General features: G+C 46.0%; 14 protein-coding genes. 10 read left to right on the top strand and 4 right to left on the bottom strand.

What is annotated here, in order from left to right:
• Window positions 1-185: 185 nt before the first annotated feature.
• The 3 genes from JGK39_RS06705 to JGK39_RS06715 form a co-directional block, all read right to left on the bottom strand.
• Complete coding sequence (locus JGK39_RS06705) at window positions 186-656, bottom strand: HlyD family secretion protein (RefSeq protein ID WP_293253940.1); 471 nt, start codon at window positions 654-656, stop codon at window positions 186-188.
• On the bottom strand, window positions 538-1869 hold the full coding sequence (locus tag JGK39_RS06710) for a biotin/lipoyl-binding protein (RefSeq protein WP_293253891.1): 1332 nt from the start codon (window positions 1867-1869) through the stop codon (window positions 538-540). Before JGK39_RS06710 ends, JGK39_RS06705 begins: the two co-directional genes overlap by 119 nt.
• A 166-nt stretch (window positions 1870-2035) precedes the next feature.
• Entirely contained in the window at window positions 2036-2506 is a 471-nt protein-coding gene (locus JGK39_RS06715; protein WP_293253894.1) for a MarR family transcriptional regulator, read from the bottom strand.
• A 634-nt stretch (window positions 2507-3140) separates the two neighbouring features.
• On the opposite strand from JGK39_RS06715, the gene JGK39_RS06720 reads away from it, so the two are divergent.
• The 9 genes from JGK39_RS06720 (at window position 3141) to JGK39_RS06760 (ending at window position 12198) form a co-directional block, all read left to right on the top strand.
• On the top strand, window positions 3141-3803 hold the full coding sequence (locus JGK39_RS06720; RefSeq protein ID WP_293253896.1) for a class I SAM-dependent methyltransferase: 663 nt from the start codon (window positions 3141-3143) through the stop codon (window positions 3801-3803).
• 215 nt (window positions 3804-4018) lie between these two features.
• A complete protein-coding gene (locus JGK39_RS06725) occupies window positions 4019-4072 on the top strand; it encodes a hypothetical protein (RefSeq protein WP_293253943.1) in 54 nt (17 codons plus the stop codon).
• A 139-nt stretch (window positions 4073-4211) separates the two neighbouring features.
• The gene (locus tag JGK39_RS06730) at window positions 4212-4922 is read left to right on the top strand and encodes a M15 family metallopeptidase (protein ID WP_293253899.1); all 711 of its coding nucleotides are present in this window, start codon (window positions 4212-4214) and stop codon (window positions 4920-4922) included.
• Between the two features lie 287 nt (window positions 4923-5209).
• Window positions 5210-6283 carry a glucose-1-phosphate thymidylyltransferase gene (locus JGK39_RS06735; RefSeq protein WP_293253902.1) on the top strand — a complete coding sequence of 358 codons (1074 nt, stop codon included), beginning with the start codon at window positions 5210-5212 and terminating at the stop codon, window positions 6281-6283.
• A gap of 112 nt (window positions 6284-6395) precedes the next feature.
• On the top strand, window positions 6396-6944 hold the full coding sequence (locus JGK39_RS06740) for a hypothetical protein (protein ID WP_293253904.1): 549 nt from the start codon (window positions 6396-6398) through the stop codon (window positions 6942-6944).
• A gap of 237 nt (window positions 6945-7181) precedes the next feature.
• Window positions 7182-9320 carry a glycosyltransferase gene (locus tag JGK39_RS06745; protein WP_293253907.1) on the top strand — a complete coding sequence of 713 codons (2139 nt, stop codon included), beginning with the start codon at window positions 7182-7184 and terminating at the stop codon, window positions 9318-9320.
• 230 nt (window positions 9321-9550) lie between these two features.
• A complete protein-coding gene (locus tag JGK39_RS06750; RefSeq protein ID WP_293253910.1) occupies window positions 9551-10621 on the top strand; it encodes a glycosyltransferase family 1 protein in 1071 nt (356 codons plus the stop codon).
• 213 nt (window positions 10622-10834) lie between these two features.
• Window positions 10835-11917 carry a glycosyltransferase family 1 protein gene (locus JGK39_RS06755; RefSeq protein WP_293253913.1) on the top strand — a complete coding sequence of 361 codons (1083 nt, stop codon included), beginning with the start codon at window positions 10835-10837 and terminating at the stop codon, window positions 11915-11917.
• Window positions 11914-12198, top strand: a complete 285-nt coding sequence (locus JGK39_RS06760; RefSeq protein WP_293253916.1) for a hypothetical protein — start codon at window positions 11914-11916, stop codon at window positions 12196-12198. Before JGK39_RS06755 ends, JGK39_RS06760 begins: the two co-directional genes overlap by 4 nt.
• On the opposite strand, the gene petG is transcribed toward JGK39_RS06760, so the two are convergent.
• Window positions 12177-12296 carry a cytochrome b6-f complex subunit V gene (petG, locus tag JGK39_RS06765; protein ID WP_015174208.1) on the bottom strand — a complete coding sequence of 40 codons (120 nt, stop codon included), beginning with the start codon at window positions 12294-12296 and terminating at the stop codon, window positions 12177-12179. The two genes, JGK39_RS06760 and petG, sit on opposite strands and share 22 nt — an antisense overlap.
• 182 nt (window positions 12297-12478) lie before the next feature.
• Here petG and JGK39_RS06770 point away from each other — a divergent pair, with 182 nt between their 5' ends.
• Complete coding sequence (locus JGK39_RS06770; protein ID WP_293253919.1) at window positions 12479-12859, top strand: cytochrome c; 381 nt, start codon at window positions 12479-12481, stop codon at window positions 12857-12859.
• Window positions 12860-12954: the final 95 nt, after the last annotated feature.

A 12954-nucleotide genomic window follows, 5' to 3' on the forward strand; every position in this document is an offset into this window, starting at 1 on the left:
GTAAGGCTAACACTGCATAATTTCAGCCCAAAAGCGTTTGGCTTCCAAGTTTTCACAACTGATAAAAAAATCCGACCCACATCTGCGGAATGTGGGTTTAATCGGAGAGAGGGACTTCTAGACGCAGAAAATATTGACAGTGAGGGCAGTATACACCGACATGATTTTCTGCGTAAATCCTGACTTTATTTCAGTTCAACGTTGACAGTAGCAGACATCCCCGGTGCAATTCGCGATTCATAGCCTTTAATGCTTTCGGCATCAAACACAACTTTCACCGGAATCCGCTGCACTACTTTGGTGAAGTTTCCCGTGGCATTGTCGGGAGGCAATAAGGAGAATTGAGCGCCAGAAGCGGGAGAAAAACTATCGAGACGACCTTCAAATTTGCGGCTACCAAAAGCATCTAATTTGATTTCTACTTTTTGGCCTGGTTTCATGTTTGCTAATTGCGTTTCTTTGAAGTTAGCAATTACCCATAAATCGTTACTGACGATCGCCATTAACGGAGTTCCCGACTGCACCCGCTGCCCCACTTCAACCGATTTGCGCCCGATTTGTCCGGCGGCGGGTGCGGTGATATTCGTGTAGGAAAGTTGCAGTTGAGCGTCTTTCACCGCAGCTTCCGATTGGGCGATCGCAGCCGATCGCAGCATCATACTGCGATCGGCTAACCTTAGTTTGTTCGCCCGTAGCTTGCGCCTGTTGCAATCCGCCCTTCGATGCAGCAAGTTTGGCTTCAGCGGTGCTGATACCTTCAGAGGCTACAGCGACTTTAGCTTGGGCGCTGGCGACGGCGACTTGAGCTTGCGCGACTTGAGCTTGGGCTTGTTTTACTCCTTCTCTTGCTTGGGCTACTGCTGCGATCGCTGCGGTTACGCCTTCCTGGGCTTGGGCTAACCGCGCTCTAGCTTGGGCAATTCCTTGTTGGGCTGCGGTGGTTTGGCCAACAGCTACTTCGTAGGCGGCTCTCGCTGCGTCTAATTGCTGGCCGGCGATCGCACCTTCTTGCTGCAAACTTTCGTACCGTTTATAATCTGCTTGCGTTTTCACGAGATTAGCTTGCGCTTGCACTAACTGAGCTTGCGCTGCGGCAATTCCGGCTTCGGCTTCCGTCACTTTAGCTTGGGCTTGGGGAATTCCGGCTTCAGCTTGGGCGACTTTGGCTTGCGCTGCGGGTACGCCGGCTTCAGCTTGAGCGACAGCAGCTTCGGCTGCGGGTACGCCTTGTTGGGCTTCCCTAATTGCTGCTTGGGCGGTGGAAATGCCAGCGTTGGCGGTGCCGATATCTCCTTGGGCTTGGGCTGTTTTACCTTGGCTGGTTTGAGAGGCTAGGGAAATATTCGCTTGGGCTGCTTCGGCTTGGCGGCGGGCGTTTTCTAAGGCTGCTTGGGATTGTTGCAGTTTAACTTGGTAGTCGCGGGGGTCGAGTTTGATCAGCAGTTGGCCCGGTTTTACTTGTTGGTTATCTTCTACTAAGACTTCGCCGACAGTACCGTTGATGCGGCTGCTGACTTGGTGGATGTGTCCGGCTACTGTGGCGTTTTCGGTTTCTTGGTGGATGGAGGCGTATTGCCAATAATTGTAGCCAAAGCTGCCCGCGGCGATCGCCCCGATGCCCAGCGCTGCTAAAATTATCGCTTTCGGGGCTTTTTTCTTCGGCGTTTCCGGCGCCGGCAGGGGTGCTTGGATTTCTGTTTCTGGGCTGGTTTTTAGTTCTGCGGGGGCGCTGATTTCTGTCTCTGGCGCGGGGATGACTGGTAGGCTTTTTGCTATGGTGTCGTCGATCGGCTTTTCTAAGAGGGCTACTGCTTTGCCTTTGCCGTTACCGTTGAATTCTTCTGGGTTGATTTCGTTTGTGCCTTTCATGGTATTTGACTCCTGATACTTTAGTAAGATGTCGTTTGGTTAGGGTACGTAGTTTTTATTTAGTAAGACTGCTTGTTTTAAGAGTGCGTAGTATTTTTGAGTTGTTTTTAATGTAGTTGAGGTAGATGCTGCTGCGCTTCAGTCGAAAGAGCTATTTGTTGGCGGTTTAGGAAAGATTGACGATCGCCCGATCGATCAATTGGGAGAAGAGTTCTCGATCGGCTTTGGAAATGCCAGTCATTGACTTCTCTCGGATCTCCGCCACCAGCGGTGGCAGCACGTCTTGCAGTTCCCTGCCTGCATCCGTTAGCCAAATTCGCCAAATCCGCCGATCGCGCGTGTCTCTCTCGCGGCGGACTAAGCCTCTTTCTTCCATGCGATCGAGCACGCCTGTGAGTGTACCGCCTACCTGTTGCAGTTTGTCGCCAATGCTGGAAGTTGGCAAGCCGTCTTCTTGCCACAAGCAGCACAGTACCAACCAGTGAAATGGTGTCAGCCCAAATGGTTCGAGTATCTCTTGCAACCTGCGAGTCCCTAGCTGCCCTAGCAGTTTGATGCGGTAGCCCAGGCTGTGGGGGGCGAGAACGTCGTGCCACCTAGCTAGATATTTGCGATCGACTGTGGATGTAGTAACCATCGGTTTATTACTTAGCGTTCGTATTATTAGTGTAAGATGTTATTTGGGAGCTGTCAAGGGCGGAAGTAGGGTTTTTTGGTTAGGGCAAATGCTACGCTCAAACCGAGAATCCGCCGGGGGTTTAAACCCCCGGCTCAAAGCACAAGTCGGTTGAAACCGACTGAAAAACTCACGCTGAATTCACTTTTTTACTCCACTTTTAGTGGACTTTAGCTATGAGTCAGGGGTTTCAACCCCTGGCGGACTCAAGGGCGGAAGTAGGGTTTTTTGGTTAGGGCAAATGCTACCCTAAAACCGAGAATCCGCCCGGGGTTTAAACCCCGGGCTAATAGCTCAAGTCGGTTGAAACCGACTCAAAGACTCAAGCTGAATTCACTTTTTTAGTCCACTTTTAGTGGACTTTAGCTGTGAGTCAGGGGTTTCAACCCCTGGCGGACTCGCGGACTCGCGGACTGGCGGACTCGGGGGCGCACTCCCAGACTGTGGCGCTGCGGAGGATGTGTAGCTTTCAATACTATTATCGATCGCACCCTCAACCCCCCAGCGTGCCGGATGTCCTTCTGGGGAAGTGTGTTTACAATTCTTAATTGTTCTTAAACTAGAAAGAGTAAATCTAGTTTGCGATCGGAAATTTATGTTGCTTCCAGCGGACAAACGCACCAAGTTAGACGATACCGACGACAATTTGTTCTATGCCTATCCCCGGTTTGTGACGCACGTAGACGAGGGATTCATTCAGCAACTAACCGATTTGTATCGGCAACGGCTGAAACCGAATACTCGGATTTTCGATATGATGAGCAGTTGGGTGTCTCACTTGCCCGAGGAAATGGAATTTGCCCATGTCGAAGGACACGGCATGAATGAAGAAGAGTTGGCAAAAAATTCCAGACTGAACCATTATTTCGTGCAGAATTTGAACGCAAATCCTAAACTGCCGCTGCCGGATGCAGAGTTTGACGCCGTTGTCAACTGCGTTTCGGTGCAGTATTTGCAAAACCCGGATGCAATTTTTGCCGAGATTCACCGGATTTTGAAGCCCGGTGGCGTAGCAATTATGAGCTTTTCCAACCGGATGTTTTATCAGAAAGCAATTGCGGCTTGGCGGGAAGGTTCGGAGGGCGATCGGGTAAAATTAGTCCAGGGTTACTTTGATTCTGTTAAAGGAGCCAACATACCCGGATTTAGCAAGCCGGAAGTAATTGCTAAACAGTCTAGCTTGCCGAGTTTTATGCAAAGGCTGGGAATGGGAGGCGGCGATCCGTTTTATGCGGTAGTTGCTTACCGCCAAAGTTAGAATTTTTAAGGTTTGTAGTGAGGACTTTAGTCCGCTGATTTTTTTGAGGACTAAAGTCCTCACTACAAACTGAGACCGAGTTACAATCTTTAGGTGAGAATATATAGAACAGTTGCTCCTAAAATATGGAAAACCAACTTTTGCAGCCCATCACAGTCTATCCAAATATCTCTCACTAAAAACCCTGTATTCGCGGCCTCAGATATCCAGTAGAGTTGATTCTTGAATTACTTAGCTCAGCTATGAATGCTAAAGAAATTATAGATTGATTATGACGATTTAGAACATGAAGATATTTATGCTGCTATAGTGTTTGTAGTGAGGACTTTAGTCCTCATAAATATTTTATGACTAAAGTCCTCACTACAAACCTTTGTACAGTAATGATCGAGTAGGTAAAACCTTCAGATGAAGCCATATCAGCAAATAGCGATCGACGAATGCGGCGAGCCTTTAGTGCAAATTCCACCCGAACATTTTGCTTTTGAAATACCGCACCCTTATCAAAAGCTGGGTGCTCCCTATCACAACAGCAAAGCAGATTCGCCTTACTATTTGCGGCAAGGAGTTGTAGATAGTTTAGTCGCAGCTAAAACGCACCTACAGCAAAATCATCCTAATTGCAAAATCCTGATATTTGATGCTTACCGGCCCGTGGAAGTGCAGCAATTTATGGTGGATTATACTTTTAATCAAATTGCCGTAGCTCAAGGCTGCGAATTTCCGGTTTGCGAAGACAAACGCCAAGTAATTATAGAACACGTATATCAATTTTGGGCTGTTCCGAGCATCGATCGCGCGACGCCTCCCCCTCACAGTACAGGTGCAGCTTTAGATATAACTTTAGTGGATGAAAATCATCTGCCAATTGATATGGGTTCTGCGATTGATGAAATATCAGAACGTTCTTATCCCGATTATTTTGGTAATAGCAAGGAGCCGCACCAACAAGAATATCATCGGCGCAGGCAAATATTAAAAGATGCGATGAGATCGGCTGGTTTTCAGCAGCATCCTAACGAGTGGTGGCATTTTTGTCTGGGCGATCAAATGTGGGCGTGGTTGACAAATCAAAACAATAGTGGTAGTCAAGCGATCGCCCGATACGGCCGCTATTAAAAGGGTGCGTAATTAAATCGGGACTGGCGCACTCCTGGGAACAAGAGAAACCGGGTTTCTTGACAAAAAACCTCAGCTTTTAGGCGCTGACTGCGACAAGAAACCCGGTTTCTGACCCTCTGTGCGCCCAGGAGTATAAAAGCTCGATCGACATAAATCATTTCTATCAGCATACAGGTCGGCTATTGCCAGCGGGGTAATGGTGGTTTAAAATCAACGAGAGCGAACAAGTGCAGGCAAATCGAGCCAGCACCGCAAACCCTAAAGGATAACTTAGAGTTCACCCAATGAAAGCACTCATCCTCTCTGGCGGCAAAGGAACACGCTTGCGTCCCCTCACCTATACGGGTGCTAAGCAGTTGGTTCCTGTGGCAAATAAGCCGATACTGTGGTACGGAATTGAAGGCATTGTGGCGGCTGGGATTACGGATATCGGGATTATTATTAGTCCCGAAACCGGTGAAGAGGTGAAGGCGAAAACAGGAGATGGCTCTCGCTTCGGTGCAAAAATTACTTATATCTTACAATCAGAGCCGGCGGGACTCGCTCACGCGGTGAAAATTGCTAGACCATTTTTGGGCGATTCTCCATTTATTATGTATTTAGGAGATAACTTAATTCAGAGTCAGCTAGATCCGTTTTTAGAGAGTTTTAATAAGCAAAAACTAGACGCTCTAATTTTGCTGCGTCCAGTTCCCAATCCCACTGCTTTTGGTGTTGCAAAAGTTGATGAAAACGGGCGAGTTTTGCAGTTAGTAGAAAAACCCAAGGTTCCGCCGTCGAATTTAGCACTGGTGGGGATTTACTTTTTTGCTCCTACTATTCACGAGGCGATCGATCAAATTCAACCCTCGGCCCGCGGCGAACTCGAAATTACCGATGCCATCCAACAGCTCATCAATCAGCAAAAACACGTAGAAGCCTGCAATTTAGAGGGTTGGTGGCTGGATACGGGGAAAAAAGACGATTTGCTGAGTGCCAACCAAATCATTTTAGATAGCTGTATCGTAGCTTCAACTGAATTAAAAGTAGACGCCAAAAGTCAAATTATCGGGCGAGTGCAAGTAGGTGAAGGCAGTGAAATTATTAATTCTACAGTGCGCGGGCCTGTGGTAATTGGGGAAAATTGCCGCATTGAAAATTGCTTTATCGGGCCTTACAGCAGTATTGCCGATCGCGTGACGATGATTGATGCTGATATCGAACACAGTGTAATATTGCAAGCGGCGAAAATTGTTGGCATTCACCAGCGAATTGTTGACAGCGTGATCGGGCAGCGAGCTCAACTCACAAATGCGCCGCCGCGTCCAAAAGCTCTGCGGTTTATGATTGGTGATGACAGTCAAATTGAGCTAGTATAACTTGGGATTTGCACCATTCTCGTAGGATAAATTCACGGAATGGTGCGCAGTGCGCACCCTACATTTACGGGATTGTGCGGAGTGCGCACCCTACATTTAAAGGAGTCAGAGATTGGAGTACGAAGAAATACCAACTCAACAAATTATAGATAAATTGCGGCAAACTTTGGAGCCGCGAATTGGTATTGCTGAGCCGCTGTTGTCGGCAAGAGCAAATAGTACGATCGCCCAAAATGAAGATGACGAAGACATTGCCCTTCTGAAAGCGGGCTTTGACATTTATAACATTCCAATTACATCTTACCAAAGGCGGCTCGGTTCCGCAGTCATTGCAGCCAGAAAAATCGTCCGAAAATTGCTCAAGCCCGTACTAGACAGACAAGTAATTTACAATTTCGCGAATACCCGCGTCGTGCAAACCTTGAGCACGCAGTTGCAAAAATTGCAAGAAAGTCAACAAACTCTAGAGAAAAAAATTACATCGGAATTCAGCAGCGGATTTCCAGAAGTGACGGCGCAGCTTGAGACTCAACAGCGGGCGATCGCAAATTTTCAGTCTGAAATAGACCAAATTAAAGCTGTACAGCAGCAACATACTGCTATTTTAGAGAAGATTAGCGCTCAATTGGGCGATCGGACAACCATAAAGCATCAAAGATGACCCAAAATAATTTGCTCAAAAGCCCCCAATTTATTCGCAAGAGCACTGTTTAAATAAAAAAATCCAAAACTTTTCAATTTTTAAATCTGTCAATCCCTAAATCTGTCAATCCATCAATCCATCAATCTGTCAATCCCTAAATCCATCAATCCATCAATCTGTCAATCCCTAAGCCTGTCAATCCATCAATCCATCAATCCATCAATCTAAAATCTAAAATCTAAAATCTAAAATCGAATGACTTTCCTGCCAATATGTTCGTTTATTATAGTCAACTATAACGGTCTGCGCCACACCAAAGATTGCTTAAAATCTCTACAAAAACTTGCGTATCCAGAAGAGCAACTAGATTTAATTGTAATTGACAATTGCTCTCAAGACGATTCCGTTAATGCACTGCGCGAACTGTTTCCAAAAGTTCGGATATTTGTTAATTCCGCCAACAACTTTGCAAAAGCCCTCAACCTCGGCATCAGCGAAGCAAAAGGGGAATATATCGCGTTTCTAAATAACGATGCAACCCTTGAGAGTCACTGGCTGGAAATATTAGTTAAACGGCTAGAAACTGACAAAAAAGTCGGTGCAGCTAGCGGGAAATTGCTGTTTAAAGACGGGCGAATTAACAGCGCCGGAATTCAGCAATTACCTAATTTTTATTGGCGAGATGTCGGCTTTGGCGAGAAAGATTCGGGACAGTACAATACAGAAAGAGAAGTAGAAGGGCTTTGTTGGGCGGCGGTGCTTTTTCGCAGGGAATGTTTGGAAGATGTCGGGCCGATTGATGAAGATTTTGTGATGTATTTTGAAGATGTAGAATTTTCCAAACGCTGCCAAAAACGCGGTTGGAAAATGCTTTATATTCCAGCAGCTATCGCCCATCACGAGTATCGCGGTTCGAGTAAAGGTAGCAAACTCACCGAGTATTTCTGCAATCGCAATCGATTTTTGTATTTGGCAAAACACGAACCTTTGCAATTAGTAAAAGCGATTCACACTTCGGATTTTTTTACTAACAAACATTACGATTTGCTGTTCGAGAGTTTGTTTGTGGCGATCAAAAAACTGCTGGATTATCAGAAGCCGGAAATCGTCGCCGCTGTACTGCCGCAGTTGTCGGAAAAGTTGGCGGTGATTTACACTAGAATGAAGGTCGATCGCATTTTACCTCGATTGGAGGTAGTTAGGGGCGATCGCAAAATGTCGATCGCAATTTACGATCACGGACTGCATTTTATCGGCGGCGGGCAAAAATACGTCGCTACCATCGCCTCGCTGCTGCAAAATGAATTTGACATTACTTTTATCGCCAACAAACCCGTTGCTGTTTCCGATTTAGAGTCGTGGTACGGGTTCAACCTTTCAGGATGCAAAATCAAGATTATTCCGTTGCAATTTTACGAAAAACGTGGAATGCAGTGCATCGATTCCATCATCATCGCCGAGGATATGGAAAATCCCTTCGATGAAATTGCCAGAGAAAGCAAAAATTACGATATTTTTGTCAACGCGAACCAACTGGAAAAAGTAAAACCGCTGTCGCCGATATCAGTATTTTTCTGCCACTTTCCGAATACCTTTCGCAACCGTCATTTTGCTGTCGATGACTACACTTTCATTATCGCCAACAGTCAATTTACTGTCAAGTGGCTGGAGAAACGTTGGAACTTGCAGCCAACTTTTATGCTGTATCCGCCCGTGGAAATGGCAACAGCTAAAGTGCCGAAGGAAAAGATAATTTTAGCTGTGGGACAGTTTGAAGCTGGGGGAACAAAAAAGCAAATAGAATTAATCGAAGCTTTCCGCAGTTTGCTAGCAAATTATCCCGAAGATATTCAAGGATGGCGGCTGATTTTAGCGGGTAGCAGCGTTCCGAAAAATCCTTATTTAAAGACGGTTCAGAATTTGTTGAAGCAGGATTCAAGGGCGATCGAACTTAAAGTCAATGCTGACTTGGATGAGGTAAAATCGCTTTATGCTAAATCGAGCATATTTTGGCACGGCTGCGGTTTGGGTGAAGTCAATCCTCAAAGGTTTGAGCATTTCGGGATGGCGACGGTGGAAGCAATGCAAAACTGTTGTGCTCCGATCGCCTTTTGTGGCGGCGGACAACCCGAAATTGTCGAACACGGGCGATCGGGCTTTTTGTTCAATACGGTTGAGGAATTGTGTCGGTATTCACATCAACTAATTGTCAATCCCGATTTGCTGGCTCAACTGCAAGCTGGCGCACAGCAACGCAGTCAGAACTTTAGACTCGCACCTTTTGAACACAAAGTCAAGAGTTTTTTTGAGATTATTCACCAGGAATATGCTACAATTCGGCTGCCAAATCCAGGCGAGATTGCTCAAATGCTCGATGTCAATCGCGATCAATAAATTGCGTAGGGGCGGGTTTTACAAACAATATTTGATGATTACAAACAGTTTATATAAACCCGCCCGCACACAACTAATAACTTACGTCAACCTTGACTTTTATCCAAGCATAAAAATGTACATTTTGATTGTTGGTTGGGTGGGGGCGGGTTTAGGAGATAATTGGTTTGAGACGTAGATTGTTGGTGAACCCGCCCCTACAATTGGGATAAATTCTGTTGCATAAAATTATGTCCAATAAACTGTTAATAAATTTATCCTTTCTAACTCCCGAACCCACGGGAATCGGGACTTATGCAGCTAATCTTTTCCCGCAACTTGAAAAGCTAGAACCTACATTACTTACATCCCAGAAAATTGACAATTATAGTTGCTATCAAATTCCCGACAACATAACACCGGACAGAGGCCCGAAAGGGCAAATTAACAGACTGCTGTGGACTCAATTTGACTTGCCTAAAATTTACAAAAAATTGCAGTCAAACCTGATATTTTCCCCGATTCCCGAAGCACCTTTGTATTCTGGATGTCGGTACATAGTTACAGTTCACGATTTAATTCCTTTGCGGTTTCCGAAAAAGTTCTCTCGCTTGACAGCTTATTTCCGCTACTACATACCGCAGGTTTTGCGCCAAGCCGAACACATTATTTGCGATTCTGAATCAACAGCCAGGGATGTTGCTAAATTTTACAAAATTCCGCATCATAAAATGACCGCAATTCTCCTAGCTTGCGATAATATTAATTTTAGATATCTGGACTTGCCAGCTAAAAATTATTTTCTTTATACCGGCAGACACGATCCTTACAAAAACTTGGAAAGATTAATTGTGGCATTTGCGAGTTTACCCGATCGCACAAACTACGAATTGTGGCTGGCGGGGCCTCCCAACGCCTACACGCCGCAGTTAATAGCACAAGTGGAACATTTGGGTTTACAATCTTCAATTAAGTTTCTCGGTTACGTGTCCTATTCGCAATTGCCCGTACTGATGAATCAGGCGATCGCCCTAGTATTTCCCACACTCTGGGAAGGCTTTGGCTTGCCGATTTTAGAAGCAATGGCCTGCGGTACACCAGTCATCACTTCCAACCTGTCATCGATGCCAGAAGTAGCCGGAGATGCGGCATTATTAGTCAATCCCTACAGCGTCCCAGAAATAGCCGCAGCCATGCAAACAGTAGCCACAGATTCAAAAGTGCGATCGAACTTAAAAAAATCTAGCTTAGCGCGATCGGCCGAATTTAGCTGGCACAAAACCGGAACAGCAACCGCCAATATCATACAACAATATCTTTAAAAAAGATTACTTGTAAGTTAAGGTTTGTAGTAAGGACTTTAGTCCTCAGTCTTTTTGAGAGAGAGGACTGAAGTCCTCACTACAAACGGTAAGTTAAGGTTTGTAGTAAGGACTTTAGTCCTCAGTCTTTTTGAGAGAGAGGACTGAAGTCCTCACTACAAACCTAGATGATAATTATTTAAAATTGAAAATTCTCGTATTATCCCATGCCAAATGCCAAACTATCCATCTAATTTACTAATTAATCTCTCCTTCCTAATTTCCGAACCAACCGGATTAGCCATCTACGCCAAAAACCTATTTCCCCACCTAAAAACCCTCAATCCAACCTTACTCACCGCCCAAAAATTCCCCAACAGCAACTGCTACCAAATCCCAGCCAACCTCACACCAGAACAAGGAATCAAAGGACACATCAACCGATTGCTGTGGACACAAACCCAAATCCCCAAAATTTACAAACAGCTAAAATCCAACCTGTTATTTTCGCCAATTCCAGAAGCTCCTCTATTTGCAGGTTGTCGGTATATAATTACAGTACACGACTTAATTGCGCTGCGATTTCCCCGCCGCTTCGATCCTTTAGCAGTTTATCACCGCTATTACATTCCCCAAGTATTAAGGCAGGCTGAACATATAATCTGCGATTCCGAATCAACGGCAAATGATATTATTAACTATTGCAATATTCCAAGTTCTTTAATTACGCGAATCTTTCCCGGCTACGATGCCAGTTTTTTTAAATTTTTAGACTTACCAACTAGCAATTATTTCCTGTATATGGGCCGCCACAATCCCCATAAAAACGTCCAGCGAGTTGTCGCAGCTTTTGCGGCTTTACCCAATAATTCCGAGTACGAATTGTGGATAACAGGTTCGGAAGATAAGCGCTATACGCCGCTGCTGAAGGCGCAGGTTCAAGAATTGGGATTGTCCGATCGCGTAAAATTCCTCAATTACCTCCCCGCGGCTGATTTGCCGAAAGTCATCAACCGGGCGATCGCCCTTGTATTCCCCAGTCTTTGGGAAGGATTCGGCCTCCCGGTACTCGAAGCAATGGCCTGTGGCACTCCTGTCATCACCTCTAACCTCTCTTCGATGCCGGAAGTAGGGGGGGAGGCAGCATCGTTAGTCAATCCGTACAGCGTCCAGGAAATAGCCTCTGCTATGCACGAGCTGGCAACAGATACCAAAGCTCGATCGCACTTGCGGGAGCTCGGTTTGGCCCGATCGAAACAGTTTAGCTGGGAAAAGACAGGCGTGGAAACTGCTGCTATTCTCGATCGATACAAATGAAGGAAGAAGGAAGAAGGAAGAAGGAAGACGGAAGAAGGAAGAAGGAAGAAGGAAGAAGAAAGAAGGAAGAAGAAAGAAGAAAGAAGGAAGAAGAAAGAAGGAAGACGGAAGACGGAAGAGGGAAGACGGAAGAAGAAAGAAGAAAGATTTTTCCAATCTCCCCCTCTCCCCCTCTCCCAATCTCCCCCTCTCCCCCTCTCCCCCTCTCCCCCTCTCCTCCATCTCCTCCCTCCGCTTCATCGAGGCACTATAGGCCCTTTTACTTGTTGATACCCAACTGATCGCCGCGCTTGTACTGCTGGTAAGCAGCAAAAAACAGGCCCGACAGAGTAACAAAGATTAAACCCAGAACAATACCTGAAAGCAGCGGTTCTACCATGAGATCTCCTTAACGTTAAGATTTAACAATCTATTTCTAATATTACCAGCACTTAGACAGATGAATTTTCGCATTCCTGGGACTTCTGGGGGTCTGAGATCTTGATATCCCCGCTGGGAACGATTAAGCTATGTGATGAGAAATAAATTTTCTTGTAGATACTATTTTTAAATTGCACTCCTTTGAATCACCAAATTGCCACGAATGAACTTAAAAACCCGATCGAGCGACTGGTCATATTTGCGATCGCCCTGTTGCTTGCCATCATGTTGGCGACTATGACAATTCGTCAATTTCAAGTCGCAGATCCCTACGTTAAAAGCGTGCTGTCCCTTACGGGCGACCAATTTCAGGGTTCCGCCATCTTTCACATGAACTGTGCGGGGTGTCACATATCCGTCGGAGACACTCAAGTCGGGCCCAACTTGCACCGAGTTTCCGATCGCAAATCCGAATTCGAGCTGATCCGCCAAGTCACCAGCGGGCGAACCCCACCAATGCCACAGTTTCAGCCGAGCCCGCAAGAAATGGCCGACTTGCTGAAATATCTCCAACAAATGTGAAGTACCCACCGTCAAGCGGATTACCGCTATGACGGGGGCTTCCTGTTTCAACCGCCACCGCCTCGACACAAGCAAGCTTATGTTTCGGTCTTACG

The sequence above is a fragment of the Microcoleus sp. PH2017_12_PCY_D_A genome (genome assembly GCF_020738565.1).
In the GTDB taxonomy this organism is placed as follows: Bacteria; Cyanobacteriota; Cyanobacteriia; order Cyanobacteriales; family Microcoleaceae; genus Microcoleus.